Here is a 12,701-nt window from a genome sequence, read left to right on the forward strand (position 1 = left end):
ATACTGACATGGAGAAAACGGTCTGTGTCATGGCATGGCTCCTGTCCTGCTGATAGTAAGTTTACCTGACTCCGACCACCGTAAAGACGCGATGTCACCAACTTTACAGAAGCTTTACAGTACCACTGAACAACTTTGCAGAAATCCCGCCTACACTGACTTAACAATAAGCACGAGTCCACCGACGTTGGCACACACTTCAATGCCAACCGCCGGACCGGCGTAAACCGGTCCGGCTTTTTTCTTAATACTGCGGTTTCAGCGGCAAGTAATCTTCAGCGAAAAATAACGGCGATGTGATAATAAGGTCAGCAGTCGCCGAAGAACACGCCACCGGCACATTCCATACCGAACACAGGCGCAGCAGCGCTTTTACATCAGGATCATGAGGGGCCGGATTAAGTGGATCCCAGAAGAAAATCAGTGCATCCAGTTTTCCTTCGGCAATGAGCGCTCCAATTTGCTGGTCGCCCCCGAGCGGGCCACTCTTAAAACGTTTGATACTCAGTCCGGTATCGTCTGCAATCAGACCACCGGTGGTACCCGTTGCCACCAGTTCGCATTTTTGCATACTGTCTAAATGTTTATTCACCCACGCAAGGAGTTCTGCTTTTTTATGGTCATGGGCAACCAGTGCGACGGCTTTTTTGTTCATTCTTGTGTCCTTTCTTTCTTACCACAGGCAGTAAATATGTGCGTATCGTGACAAAACGGTGGGCCACCGGACTGTCAAATAATCTTCATAGATACCGTTTATATTACGAAATTCACCGCGCCCGGCACAGAGAAATATTTATACATATTTATTGCATATTTATTCGCAATGAGTATCATAGGCGACGGTTTAGTAATCTCTGCAGCATTCGATAGGCGCTCAAAGTCAGCCATGGCAACGTTTTATCGTGAAGACAGAGAAAATGACAGGACAATCTCATGATTCAACCAACCAGCAGGCCCGACCAGCAGGTTGACAAGGTAAAACAGTTTAGCTCTCCCCTGGCTGGCTACACATTGCATTATGTACACCGACGATCCGGTGTGAATTTGCTTTTGCGGTAGCGCACTTTTTACCTTTGTACGCGGGCGAATGAAAACAGTATCCCTTTCATTCGCGTACAAAGGTAGAAAGTGATTTTTTATCCCTCTACAGAATTAATTAAACCTATTATGTTAAAAGTATCAGTTATCGGAGCCAGTGGTTACACTGGCGCACAACTCGTTGATTTAGTTCATCGTCACCCTGCTATGGATTTACTGGGCACCTATGTTTCTGAAAACAGTGCCGACGGCAATAAATCCATTGCTGCGATCCACGGTCAGTATGCACACCTGAGCCAGTACATGCTTACGCCGATGAATGACAGCACATTAGACACACTCGCAGATACCATGGATCTGGTATTTCTGGCCACACCTCATGAAGCCAGTCACGACTGGATGGCTGCACTGAGTAAAGGCAAAGCCAAAGTGCTGGATTTATCCGGCGCATTCCGCATTAAGAATACAGAAGTATTTGAACAGTTCTACGGTTTTAAACACACCTCGGAGGCGTGTCTGGATAAAGCGGTGTATGGCCTGGCTGAATGGTATGCCAAGGATATTGCGGCAGCGAAAATCGTTGCCGTGCCGGGGTGTTATCCCACAGCTTCACTGACAGCGTTAAAACCTCTGCTGGAGAATGGCCTGTTAGACAGTGCCGTGCGCCCGGTCATAAACGCGGTGTCAGGCGTCAGTGGTGCAGGCCGTAAAGCCGCATTAAACAACAGCTTCTGCGAAGTAAGCCTGCAGGCATACGGCGTGCTGGGTCACAGACACACCCCGGAAATCGAGGCATGGCTTGGCACCGGAGTGATTTTCACCCCGCATCTGGGTAACTTTAAGCGGGGCATTCTGGCCACGATTACTGTGAAATTGAAGCCGGGCGTCAGCGCTGAGCAACTGTCATCTGCCTATCACACCGCTTATGAGGGCAAACCTGTTGTCCGCATTCGCGATACCTTCCCGAAAATTGATGATGTAGTGAATACGCCGTTTGTTGATTTGCACTGGAAACTGGATGCCCAGTCAGGCTACGCCGTTATTACCAGCGCCATCGACAATACAATGAAAGGTGCAGCCTCGCAGGCAATGCAATGTGCAAACCTGGTCAGTGGCCTGCCCGACGCTCAGGGACTGATTGCATAATGAAGTTGTCTCCTATTGTTATTAAGGTGGGCGGTGCGCTGCTTGAAGATGAAAATGCGGCGTTGTCATTACTGACTTCTGTCGGTGAAGCCATGAAGACCCGTCCTGTGGTCATCGTACATGGTGGCGGTCCGCTGGTTGAAACACTGATGGCCGCACTGAATTTGCCCAGCCAGAAAATTGATGGTCTGCGGGTAACACCGGACGAACATATGCCGTACATCTGCGGCACACTGGCCGGTAGTGCGAACAAAGCACTGTGTGCTCTGGCAATTCGTAGCGGATTAACACCTGTCGGTTTGTCTTTGTTAGACGGCAACATGGTAAGCTGCGAGCCGCTGGATGAAAAATACGGTGCCGTTGGCGTGCCTTCGGCAAACAGCCCGGAACTGCTTAAAGCATTAACCGGCAAAGATCTGTTACCGGTAGTCAGCTCCATCGGCGCCAGTGCGCAGGGCCGTTTGCTGAACATTAATGCCGACCAGGCAGCCACCGTAATCGCCCAGTTGCTTGACGGCGAGTTACTGCTATTGTCTAACGTCAAAGGCGTGCTTGATGCCGATAAAGCGCTGTTAAGCTCATTAAACCAACAACAAATAGACAGCCTGGTTGCCGGCGGTGTGATCACTGACGGCATGAAGGTAAAAACAGATGCGGCTCTGCTGGCAGCTTCGTCCCTGGGACGTCCGGTCACCATCGCCAGTTGGGATGCCAGCATCAGTGACATTTTAAATAAGGATACCGGTACGCGCATCGCGCCATAGCCGTATTGAGGATATTGACCATGAAACAGGATTTATTGTCCTTTGCTAACTGGACACCCGAAGACACGAAGGCGCTGTTAGATTTAGCCGTAACCATCAAACAAAACCCGGCGAAGTACAGCCAGGTGCTGGCAGGTAAATCTGTTGCAGCACTGTTTGAAAAGCCTTCTCTGCGTACCCGCGTAAGTTTCGATATCGGCATTAATAAACTGGGTGGCCATATGGTTTACCTGGACGTACAGGGCGGCAAACTGGCCGGCCGTGAAGATAATGTGGATACCGCTGCCAATCTGGCGTGCTGGGCAGACGCCATTGTTGCCCGTGTGTTCTCTCACAGCACTCTGGAAGACTACGCGAAAGCGGCAAAAGTACCGGTGATTAATGCGCTTTGCGATAAGTATCACCCGTGTCAGGGTCTGGCTGATTACCTCACCATGTTTGAAGCGTTCGGAAAAACCGAAGGCCTGACTATGGCTTATATCGGTGACGGCAACAACGTAACCCATTCATTGTTAATTGTTGGCGCACTGCTGGGCTGCAACCAGGTAGTGGTTACACCGCCAGGACACGAAGCCGATCCGGAAATTGTTGCGCAAGCACAAGACATTGCCGCTAAAACCGGCGTTAAAATAGTACAAAGCAACGATATTGATGCCGCTATCGGCGCAGATGTGCTTTATGCTGATACCTGGTTATCAATGGGCGATGATACGCCGCTTGAAGCCATTAAAGATAAATTTATGCCTTATCAGGTCAACGAAGCCCTGATGGAAAAAACCGGTGCACAATATGTCATGCATTGTCAGCCTGCTCACCGCGACCTGGAAATTACCGGTTCGCTTATCGACAGTGACAAATCACTGCTGATGCAGGAAGCAGAAAACAGAATGCATGCCCAAAACGCAATACTGACCAAACTACTAGGTTCCTGAGAGGACAGGTTTAATGAAAAAGAACGTGAATAAAGTCGTACTCGCATATTCCGGCGGGTTAGATACCTCAGCCATCATTCCATGGCTGAAAGAAAACTATGACTGTGAAGTTGTGGCATTTGCCGCTGATGTCGGTCAGGGTGATGAAGAACTGGTTGGCCTGAAAGAAAAAGCTATCGCTTCAGGTGCCAGTGAATGTCATATCGTTGATCTGAAAGAAGAGTTCGTCAGCGAATACATTTATCCGACTATCACTACCGGTGCTATTTACGAAGGTGAATACCTGCTGGGTACTTCTATGGCCCGCCCTGTAATTGCAAAAGCACAGGTAGAAATTGCCCGTAAAGTTGGCGCAGATGCGCTGTGTCACGGTTGTACCGGTAAAGGTAACGACCAGGTGCGTTTCGAAGGCACCTTTGCTTCTCTGGCACCTGATCTGCACGTTATCGCGCCATGGCGTGAGTGGGACATGGTTTCCCGTGAAGATCTGCTGGCATACCTGGCAGAGCGTAATATCAAAACGACAGCGTCTGCGACTAAAATCTACAGCCGTGATGCAAACGCATGGCACATCTCCCACGAAGGCGGTGAGCTGGAAGATCCATGGCAGGAGCCTACCAAACAAATCTGGACAATGACGGTTGATCCGGAAGATGCACCTGATGAAGCAGAGCGCGTTATGCTGTCTTTCGAAGAAGGTCGTCTGACTAAAGTTAACGATGAAGCCCTGTCGCCTTACCAGGCACTGGTTAAGCTGAACACCATTGCTGCTGCACATGGCGTTGGCCGCATCGACATCGTAGAGAACCGTCTGGTAGGTATGAAATCCCGCGGTTGTTATGAAACGCCGGGAGGCACAGTAATGGTAGCGGCATATAAAGCGCTGGAAACCATGGTGCTGGATAAAGCCTCGCTTAAATACCGTGAACAGATTGGTCTGGAATACTCCCACGTGATGTATGACGGCCGCTGGTTCACTCCGCTGAATGATGCCCTTCTGGCCGGCGCTGCGTCTTTCGCTAAGCGCGTAACCGGTGACATCGTTGTGAAGCTTTACAAAGGTCAGGCAACCGTGACGCAACGTCGCTCACCAAACAGCCTGTACTCTGAAGATTTCGCAACCTTCGGTGCTGATGACGTATACGACCAGAGTCATGCTGAAGGCTTTATCCGCCTGTTCAGCCTGTCCAGCCGTATCGAAGCACTGAAAAAGCAGCAGTAACAGGAGAATATCATGGCATTGTGGGGCGGCCGTTTTGCGGCAGGCAGTAGCAACATGTTCCGGCAGGTGAATGATTCCCTGCCGTTCGACAGAGTGATGGCAGCACAGGATATCCAGGGCTCCATTATCTGGTCACGCGGTCTTAAGAAAGCCGGTGTACTGACTGAAGACGAACAGGCGCAGTTAGAGTCTGCCCTGTCTGAACTGAAAGTACTGGCGGAAAAAGGCGAGTTGGATTTCGACGCCAGTCCGGAAGAAGACATTCACAGCTTCGTGGAAGCGGCACTTATCGATAAGCTGGGTGACATTGGTCGTAAACTGCACACAGGTCGCAGCCGTAACGATCAGGTCGCGACAGATTTTCGTTTGTGGGTCCGTGAACACGTCGACTCGTTGAAAGCTGACTTAAAAACGCTGATCCGCTCATTGCTGAATACCGCGAGCCGCCACCAGCAGGCCATTATTCCGGGTTACACCCACTTACAACGTGCCCAGCCGATTCATTTTGCCCACTGGTGTTTAGCCTATGTGGAAATGTTCAAGCGTGACCTGGCCCGGATGAAAGATCTGAAAAAGCGCATGAATCAGTGCCCGCTGGGCTCCGGTGCGCTTGCAGGTACCACCTACCCGGTTGACCGTTATGAACTGGCGGAAGAACTGGGCTTTGATTCACCCTGCCTGAACAGCCTGGATGCAGTATCAGACCGTGACTTCGTACTGGAACTGCTGTTCTGTGCGTCCACCAGCATGATGCATATTTCCCGTATGGCTGAAGATCTGATTTTCTACAATTCAGGTGAAGCAGGCTTCCTGCAACTGGGTGATGCGGTAACTTCCGGCTCGTCACTGATGCCGCAGAAGAAAAACCCTGATGCGCTGGAACTGATGCGTGGCAAATGCGGACGTGTTTTCGGCAGCCTGCAAGGCCTGCTGGTTACCATGAAAGGTTTGCCACTGGCATACAATAAAGACATGCAGGAAGACAAAGAAGGTGCCATTGATACCGTAAACCAGTGGCATATTTGTCTGTGTATTGCTGTTGAAGTACTCGACTCACTGTCGCTGAATGAAGAGCGTTGCCGTGAAGCCGCCCAGCAGGGCTATGCTAACGCCACCGAACTGGCCGATTATCTGGTAGGTAAGGGCATTCCGTTCCGTACCGGCCATGATATTGCAGGTAAAGTGGTGCTGGCTGCCATCGACAAAGGCTGTGCAATCGAAGATTTGCCGCTGGCTGATTTGCAGGCCATCTGCGATAAAATCGAAGACGATGTCTATCCGGAACTGCAACTGGAATACGGCGTTAACCAACGCAATATTCTGGGCGGCACCAGCCAGGAAACAGTGACCAAAGCACTGTATCAGGAGCTGGAAAATCTGGATAAGCTGGGGTAACACGAAAAATGGTGTTAGCTCATCATGATGGCATAAAACTCTTTCGCAGCTCGCTGCCGTACATCAACGCGCACAGAGGAAAAACCTTTGTGCTGATGTTCGGTGGTGAGGCCATCGAACAGAGTAACTTTGCCAACATTATTCACGATATCGCCCTGCTCGCCAGTCTAGGTGTACGTCTGGTGCTGGTGCATGGTGCCCGTCCGCAAATAGACGAGCGGGTTAACATGCGGGGCATCGAGGGGCGTTTTCTTGACGGTGTCCGCATTACCGACAAGCAAACCCTGGAATGTGTCAAAGATGCCGCCGGTTCAGTGCGTAGTCACGTAGAAGCATTGCTGACCATGGGACTGCCCAACTCGCCTATGCACGGCGCGCAAATTCGCGTGTGTACCGGTAATCTTGTCGTCGCTAAACCTATGGGTGTACGTGGTGGTGTTGATTACGAAAATACCGGCCTTGTGCGCCGGATTGATACCACAGGTATTAACGATCATCTGAATGACGGCTCGATTGTTCTGCTTTCTCCCATGGGGTATTCCACCACCGGTGAAGTATTCAATCTGTCTCACGAAGACGTGGCGACGCAGGCTGCAATTGCGCTGAAGGCCGATAAAATTATCGTTTTCTCCAAAGACGACGGTATTCGTCATAACGACGGCAAATTACTGCGCACCATTGAACGTCCGCAACTGGAAGAGCTCATTTTTGAAGAGCAAATTCAGACTGAGCAAACGGTGTTAAGTGCACTGACCACCAGTGTGGCAGCCGGCATCCCCCGTGCTCACTGTATCAGCTATGAGACTGACGGTGCATTGTTGCAGGAATTGTTCACCCGTGACGGTGCCGGTTCGCTGGTGATGGAGCACCATTACGAGCAGTTACGTGGTGCCACCATTGAAGATGTGGGCGGCATCATTAACCTCATCAAACCGCTGGAAGAAAGTGGCGCGCTGGTGAAACGTTCCCGTGAACGCCTTGAGAATGAAATCAATCAGTTCATTATCATTGTGCGTGACGGCATGATCATCGCCTGTGCGGCGCTGTATCTTTATCCGGAAGAAGGCAAAGCGGAGCTGGCTTGTGTGGCAACACACCCGGACTACCGTGGCAAAAACCGGGCAGAGCGCATTCTGGAAGAGGTGAAACGTCGTGCACTGGATTCAGGCATTCACACCTTGTTTGTTCTGACTACGCTGACAGCACACTGGTTTCTGGAGCACGGTTTCCGTCCTTCAGATCTCAGCGAGTTGCCACAGGCGAAAAAGGAACTGTATAACTTCCAACGTAACTCGAAGATTTTCACCCTCGGGCTGTAACTTACCGTATATCACAACCTGCCATCCGGCAGGTTGTTTTTCATGACACTGCCCTCTTCCTCTGAACACACCAAATAGCAAAAGATAATCATTCGCATTAATGGTAAAGTAGGTCGTTGCATTTACCTGATTCGTTTTCAGGCATCAATTTGCAGTCGCATTCACGTTTTCCGTTATTCAGGCTATCAATATGTTTATCAGAGTTTTGATTTTTTCACTTTTCAGTTTGTCTCTTAGTCACGTTTCACCAGCAAACGCTCAACCGGATCTCACCATAACAACCGGTAAAACCGTGGCTGATACCGGCGCCCCGGGCTACCGCTTCACCCGTTTACAATTCACCAGACACGACGCAAAACACGATACGCAGAAGGCGTACCGGGTGAACCTGGCGATACCGGAAGCACCGGCGCCGGAGGAGGGCTATCCTTTACTCATCATGCTCGATGGTAATGCTGCACTTATGGAAGTGTCTGCAGACTTACTAAGTGAGCTGTCGCAAAGCGCAGCCCCGCCGGTACTGGCATTCCTCGCTCATGACAACGATCTGCGCATAGACGGCGATGCCCGCGCCTATGACTACACTCCGGCCGTCAATGAATCTGCATTTAGTGCTAAAGAACAACGCCCCGGCAGAGAGTATGGTGGCGCAGACGGATACTTGTCTTTTATCACCGGTAAGGTCATTCCTGCCATTTCAGACAATACCCCGGTTAACCCTGAGAAGACGGGATTATGGGGTCATTCCTATGGCGGTATCTTCGTTTTACACGCCCTGTTTACCCGGCCAGACAGCTTCGCGTTCTATGCCCCTGTCGATCCGTCACTGTGGTGGGGAGAAGGTTATATTTTATCTGAGGAGCATGACCTGCTAACAGAAAGCCCCGCTGACATTAAAGACAAAAGCCTGTTAGTACTCACGGGTTTTGGCGGTGAGGCAAAACGCCGCCCGCGGGGAGATCGGGATGCCGCAACACTGGCTGCCGTGTACAAAGCCAGAGAATCGGTTCCTGCCGGTGAAACCGCCAGAATGGTTGAACGTTTAAAAGCAGCCGGTGTTGATGCTGAAATGACTACGCTTCAGGGCCTCTCTCACGGAGAAACGCTGGGAGCGTCGCTACCCTACGTGTTCAGACAGTTCGCCAGATAAACACTGCCCCCTGACAGATATGTAATCTGCCGCTGTCCGGCTTCAGGAACAGCGGCATCAGCGGATGCGCTTAATCTCAGCTTCATCCAGCTTGATGACATAGGCATTCCCACCAATACCATTGAACTCCTCATCGGTCAGTACAATGGTATTGCTGTTATAAAACGCCACCGCTTCCTTTTGGGTCACGATACCTAAATCAATCCGTGAGACATCGCCGGAAAAGAAATTATCTCCTTCAAAGTTCTCGAACAACCATAAGCTGGTGGAGTCCAGCAGAACCAGCATATCCCTTTCAGGGTTTAAGGCCGCCGACGTGATCCAACAGAGTTTTTCAAGCGTGGTACAGGTTTGGAATGAGCCCAGCAATTCAGCTTCGAAGTTCGCGGCATAATCGCCGATGCGGTACAGGTTGGTCAGACCGTCGAAAGGAATAGTACGGTTTTTGGTAAACAGATACAGATTGTGGTCAAATTCCACGAATGCTTCCAAATCAAAATTACGGTGTTCCGGCGGGATTGGAGAACCGTCCATTTCCGGATAAGTAAATTTGATGATTTCAGCTTCCGTCGTATCGGTTTTAATATCGATTGGATTTTCTATTTTGTATACCGTCAGCCATTTTCTGGACTGATCGTTATTGCCGAAATCCCCTAAGAAAAAATGCCCGAAGGCATCCTGCGTCATATCTTCCCAATCGATATTTTTGGCGTTGGTCACATGTATTTTGCGAACAATACTGCCGTCGTCATCCAGTTGATAGAGCACCGGGTCATCGCCACCATCATTAATCGCCCATAACCGGTCTTTCTTGTCGAACTCGATACCGGAAATCTCCCGCAGATGAGGATCAAGATTAACGCGCTTTTTACTGTAAAGATCGTGCACAGCAGTGAGCGTAATAATGCCTGCCACGGACGCAGCAAGGCCAATAAAAGCAAACAGGATTTTTACCATGATGGATTATGGGGGAATTTTGTTACGCCAGAGATGGAAATGGATAATAACAGATTAAAGTCAGGGGCCGGAAATTATTCCCCGGTCCCCAATTGCCGTGATTTCATGTAGTTCGCCAGCGCCTGTGCGTCTGTATCTTGTGATTGCTGCAAAGCCCGGTAAACGCCTTGCTGATCAGCCTGTGACTTGTGCTGATTCAGTTTCTCTTTGCCTTCCAGCGTGTCCACCTGAATACGAAATCCGGTGGTTGCACCGGATAACTTATTTACATAGTCGTCAGACATAATACTTTTATCCCCGGTGAGTCCCGGATCGTAGGTTTCAACCAGTGCCATCATAGCGGCAAGGTTTGCCTCATCTTCAACAAGTTCCAGCGTCCCGTAAGCGTGTACAGCAGCATAGTTCCATGTGGGGACGTTTGGCTTACTGGCATACCAGCGGGGAGAAATATAGCTGTGAGGGCCGGAAAAAATTACCAGCACCCGCTGACCATCTGCATCCCGCCACTGAGGATTTGCTTTCGCCATATGACCCAGCAGTTGCCCTTCCTGTTCACGAACCACAAAAGGTAAATGTGTGGCGGTGAGATCAGGTGTAATCATCACACCGAAGCTGTGCGCTTTAATGAACGACCAGGTTTGTCCGCCCGCAGGCATGCGCATATTTTTAGGAATAAACATCAGGTTCCTGCCTCATGGACATCTTCATTAAGTTTTTTATGCAGCCAGAGCCGGCGGATGGTATTTAAATTCACCGCAATCAGGGTAAGTTCCAGCAGCGTGGTGCCTATAGACCCCACCAGTATATTATTAGTCAGCCAGCACAATGCACCAATTATGAAGCCAATGCGCATAGAAATGCCGGTGAGACAAAAAACCGCATAAGTGCCTACGCAACTGCCGAGAATGGGGAACAAGTCTTTCCAGCTGTCTGCCAGCCAGATCCCCCACCCCATCGTAAAAGCAATGAACCAGAAAGCCACCACCGGCGAACTGGTTTTCAGCGATAATCCGGTTCGCAAAACGGCCAGCAGTGCGCTTACGGCTGCCGTAATGGCATTCAGAAGGAAAAAGTGGAAGGCATGATTAAGGTTCATCACTACCATCATCAATTTCAGATGCCGGTCGTCTTTTTGGTAAAAGCACAGTATGCCAAGCACAAAGCTAAGCAGCCCCACTGCCTGGGCAAAGTCTATCTCAGGGAGAGTCATGTAAGATGAAGGTAAACGCGTTGATACCGTTAAAGTATCAACTAAGCAGCCACCACGCAATGATTGTCCGGAGTCGGCTGGCTGGCCGGCTCAAATGTAAACCTCTGGTGTGAAATCTCAGATAACTCTGAGATGCTTTCACACCAGACAAGAATAAAAGAGCGGACAGTCCATTGCCCGCAAACAGGCTCAATTGTCAAAGTTGGCTATTGTTACTTCGTTAGCAGCAACCGTGACTTCTTTGACAGTTAAAAAAGAAAATTCGTTATCATCGTCGGTTTCAGGCTCGTCCAGATGACCCAGACAGGTCAGTGCCAGCGTGTAATCGCCGGCTTCCAGATAGCCCAGTCCGTAAGATGATTGATCGAAACTGGTCTCGGTATTAACCGTTGCAATAGCGACCGGACGAAACTCAGTATCCGTGGCACTGGTGTCTGCATCATCCCCTAAGGAGGCCACATCCAGACCCGTGCCTTCAAATACGTAAACAGCATTACCGTAGGTAAAGTCAGACTTCACAGAACAAGCTGCCTGAGTCAGCAAAGACTCCCCGACACGGCCTTCAATGCCGCCGGCTTCGCTGTTATCGACCAGGCGTATTCCCCGGGGTTTCAGGAACACCTCATCCTGACCTTGCGGATCCACCAGGCTTTTACGTAAATCAAATTCGACGGTAAATGTCTGCTCCTCTCCGGCCAGCGCAGTAAAACCGTCTAACTTCACTTCACCGGAAGGTACGGACAAAGGCCAGGTGCCATCACCCATGACCACGTAAGACGCTTCAGACACCGGAATGCGAATTTGCGTGTATTCACCGGCGGGCAATTCAAAATCTTCTATCAACGATGCAAATGCATTTCCCTGAAGGGTAAGCAAATCTATCTCGCGGGGATCGCCGTTACTGTCTGTGACATCGATAGTGATGGCATCACCATTCCCGCGTAACTCAACGGTGCTGAAAAATACGACCACTTCACTGGCGTTATCCACCGGCGCATCTGAGATATTGAATGTGAAATTAGAGAAAAACGTTTCTGTATCTTCGGCCTGAGTCACTTCACTACCACTGCCACCACCACAGGCAGTCAGTACCGAAACAGAAGAAATAATGAGAGCCGCAGGACCTGCCTGCTTCAGAACACGACTAATTTTCTTTGCATAGCGCTTCATTACTGCACCAGCTCCCGTTTTCATTATTATTCTCCGTTTTTTCTGCATTGCTGTTTAAATATCACTAAAATTCTATATAGGCGTTAACCAGAATTTGTTTCTGTGCCATGGTCATATCAAGCAATGTGCCAAAGAATACAAAACCATATAAAACAAAAGCTTAACCAACAATGGAGTGAGTAACGTAGTCATTTGTGAAGTGAAAACGTAGCGATGTACCGACACTTTAAGGCCCGTGCAGGCGGTTTTTTAGTTTACGTATGCGTTCGTTTACTTTTTACCCGCAGAGCGTACAGTTTTTCTTCAACGTGGGGGTTAAGCCATTCACGCACAACTACAGATCAATGAGTTAGGAGCATGTGCCGTAACATAAATTCCTGTTCATCCTGTCAGGTATT

12 protein-coding genes are annotated in these 12,701 nt (G+C 49.8%); 7 read left to right on the forward strand and 5 right to left on the reverse strand.

Features of this window, described 5'->3' with window-relative positions; translation table 11 throughout:
- Positions 1-244 precede the first annotated feature (244 nt).
- Positions 245-655, reverse strand: a complete 411-nt coding sequence (locus DS731_RS18595) for a methylglyoxal synthase (protein ID WP_119502723.1) — start codon at positions 653-655, stop codon at positions 245-247.
- A gap of 512 nt (positions 656-1,167) precedes the next feature.
- Here DS731_RS18595 and argC point away from each other — a divergent pair.
- The 7 genes from argC (at position 1,168) to DS731_RS18630 (ending at position 8,966) form a co-directional block, all read left to right on the forward strand.
- Positions 1,168-2,184 carry an N-acetyl-gamma-glutamyl-phosphate reductase gene (gene argC, locus DS731_RS18600; RefSeq protein WP_119503502.1) on the forward strand — a complete coding sequence of 339 codons (1,017 nt, stop codon included), beginning with the start codon at positions 1,168-1,170 and terminating at the stop codon, positions 2,182-2,184.
- Positions 2,184-2,948 (forward strand): acetylglutamate kinase, encoded by a 765-nt coding sequence (gene argB, locus DS731_RS18605; protein ID WP_119502724.1) that lies wholly within the window; start codon positions 2,184-2,186, stop codon positions 2,946-2,948. Before argC ends, argB begins: the two co-directional genes overlap by 1 nt.
- Before the next feature lie 20 nt (positions 2,949-2,968).
- Positions 2,969-3,880: an ornithine carbamoyltransferase gene (locus DS731_RS18610; RefSeq protein ID WP_119502725.1), complete on the forward strand. Its 912-nt coding sequence runs from the start codon at positions 2,969-2,971 to the stop codon at positions 3,878-3,880.
- A gap of 13 nt (positions 3,881-3,893) precedes the next feature.
- A complete protein-coding gene (locus DS731_RS18615; RefSeq protein WP_119502726.1) occupies positions 3,894-5,102 on the forward strand; it encodes an argininosuccinate synthase in 1,209 nt (402 codons plus the stop codon).
- Positions 5,103-5,114: 12 nt separating this feature from the next.
- The gene (gene argH / locus DS731_RS18620; protein WP_119502727.1) at positions 5,115-6,497 is read left to right on the forward strand and encodes an argininosuccinate lyase; all 1,383 of its coding nucleotides are present in this window, start codon (positions 5,115-5,117) and stop codon (positions 6,495-6,497) included.
- An 8-nt stretch (positions 6,498-6,505) separates the two neighbouring features.
- Positions 6,506-7,816, forward strand: a complete 1,311-nt coding sequence (argA, locus tag DS731_RS18625) for an amino-acid N-acetyltransferase (RefSeq protein ID WP_119502728.1) — start codon at positions 6,506-6,508, stop codon at positions 7,814-7,816.
- Between the two features lie 190 nt (positions 7,817-8,006).
- Complete coding sequence (locus DS731_RS18630) at positions 8,007-8,966, forward strand: alpha/beta hydrolase (RefSeq protein WP_119502729.1); 960 nt, start codon at positions 8,007-8,009, stop codon at positions 8,964-8,966.
- A 57-nt stretch (positions 8,967-9,023) separates the two neighbouring features.
- Here DS731_RS18630 and DS731_RS18635 read toward each other — a convergent pair whose 3' ends face one another.
- The 4 genes from DS731_RS18635 to DS731_RS18650 form a co-directional block, all read right to left on the reverse strand.
- A complete protein-coding gene (locus tag DS731_RS18635) occupies positions 9,024-9,923 on the reverse strand; it encodes a hypothetical protein (protein ID WP_119502730.1) in 900 nt (299 codons plus the stop codon).
- 74 nt (positions 9,924-9,997) lie between these two features.
- Entirely contained in the window at positions 9,998-10,603 is a 606-nt protein-coding gene (locus DS731_RS18640; RefSeq protein ID WP_119502731.1) for an FMN-binding negative transcriptional regulator, read from the reverse strand.
- Positions 10,603-11,094 carry a YgjV family protein gene (locus DS731_RS18645; protein ID WP_232373572.1) on the reverse strand — a complete coding sequence of 164 codons (492 nt, stop codon included), beginning with the start codon at positions 11,092-11,094 and terminating at the stop codon, positions 10,603-10,605. Before DS731_RS18645 ends, DS731_RS18640 begins: the two co-directional genes overlap by 1 nt.
- A 228-nt stretch (positions 11,095-11,322) precedes the next feature.
- Positions 11,323-12,327 (reverse strand): DUF4382 domain-containing protein, encoded by a 1,005-nt coding sequence (locus DS731_RS18650; RefSeq protein WP_161599181.1) that lies wholly within the window; start codon positions 12,325-12,327, stop codon positions 11,323-11,325.
- Between the last annotated feature and the right edge of the window lie 374 nt (positions 12,328-12,701).

The sequence above is a fragment of the Alteromonas sp. RKMC-009 genome (assembly GCF_003584565.2).
GTDB lineage: Bacteria > Pseudomonadota > Gammaproteobacteria > Enterobacterales > Alteromonadaceae > Alteromonas.

Bases quoted from the DNA above. Each gene is read 5' to 3' on its own strand.
- argH (WP_119502727.1), top strand. From the start codon at position 5,115: ATGGCATTGTGGGGCGGCCGTTTTGCGGCAGGCAGTAGCAACATGTTC.
- argC (WP_119503502.1), top strand. From the start codon at position 1,168: ATGTTAAAAGTATCAGTTATCGGAGCCAGTGGTTACACTGGCGCACAA.
- DS731_RS18650 (WP_161599181.1), bottom strand. From the start codon at position 12,327: ATGAAAACGGGAGCTGGTGCAGTAATGAAGCGCTATGCAAAGAAAATT.
- argB (WP_119502724.1), top strand. From the start codon at position 2,184: ATGAAGTTGTCTCCTATTGTTATTAAGGTGGGCGGTGCGCTGCTTGAA.
- argA (WP_119502728.1), top strand. From the start codon at position 6,506: ATGGTGTTAGCTCATCATGATGGCATAAAACTCTTTCGCAGCTCGCTG.
- DS731_RS18615 (WP_119502726.1), top strand. From the start codon at position 3,894: ATGAAAAAGAACGTGAATAAAGTCGTACTCGCATATTCCGGCGGGTTA.
- DS731_RS18610 (WP_119502725.1), top strand. From the start codon at position 2,969: ATGAAACAGGATTTATTGTCCTTTGCTAACTGGACACCCGAAGACACG.
- DS731_RS18640 (WP_119502731.1), bottom strand. From the start codon at position 10,603: ATGTTTATTCCTAAAAATATGCGCATGCCTGCGGGCGGACAAACCTGG.
- DS731_RS18630 (WP_119502729.1), top strand. From the start codon at position 8,007: ATGTTTATCAGAGTTTTGATTTTTTCACTTTTCAGTTTGTCTCTTAGT.
- DS731_RS18595 (WP_119502723.1), bottom strand. From the start codon at position 655: ATGAACAAAAAAGCCGTCGCACTGGTTGCCCATGACCATAAAAAAGCA.
- DS731_RS18635 (WP_119502730.1), bottom strand. From the start codon at position 9,923: ATGGTAAAAATCCTGTTTGCTTTTATTGGCCTTGCTGCGTCCGTGGCA.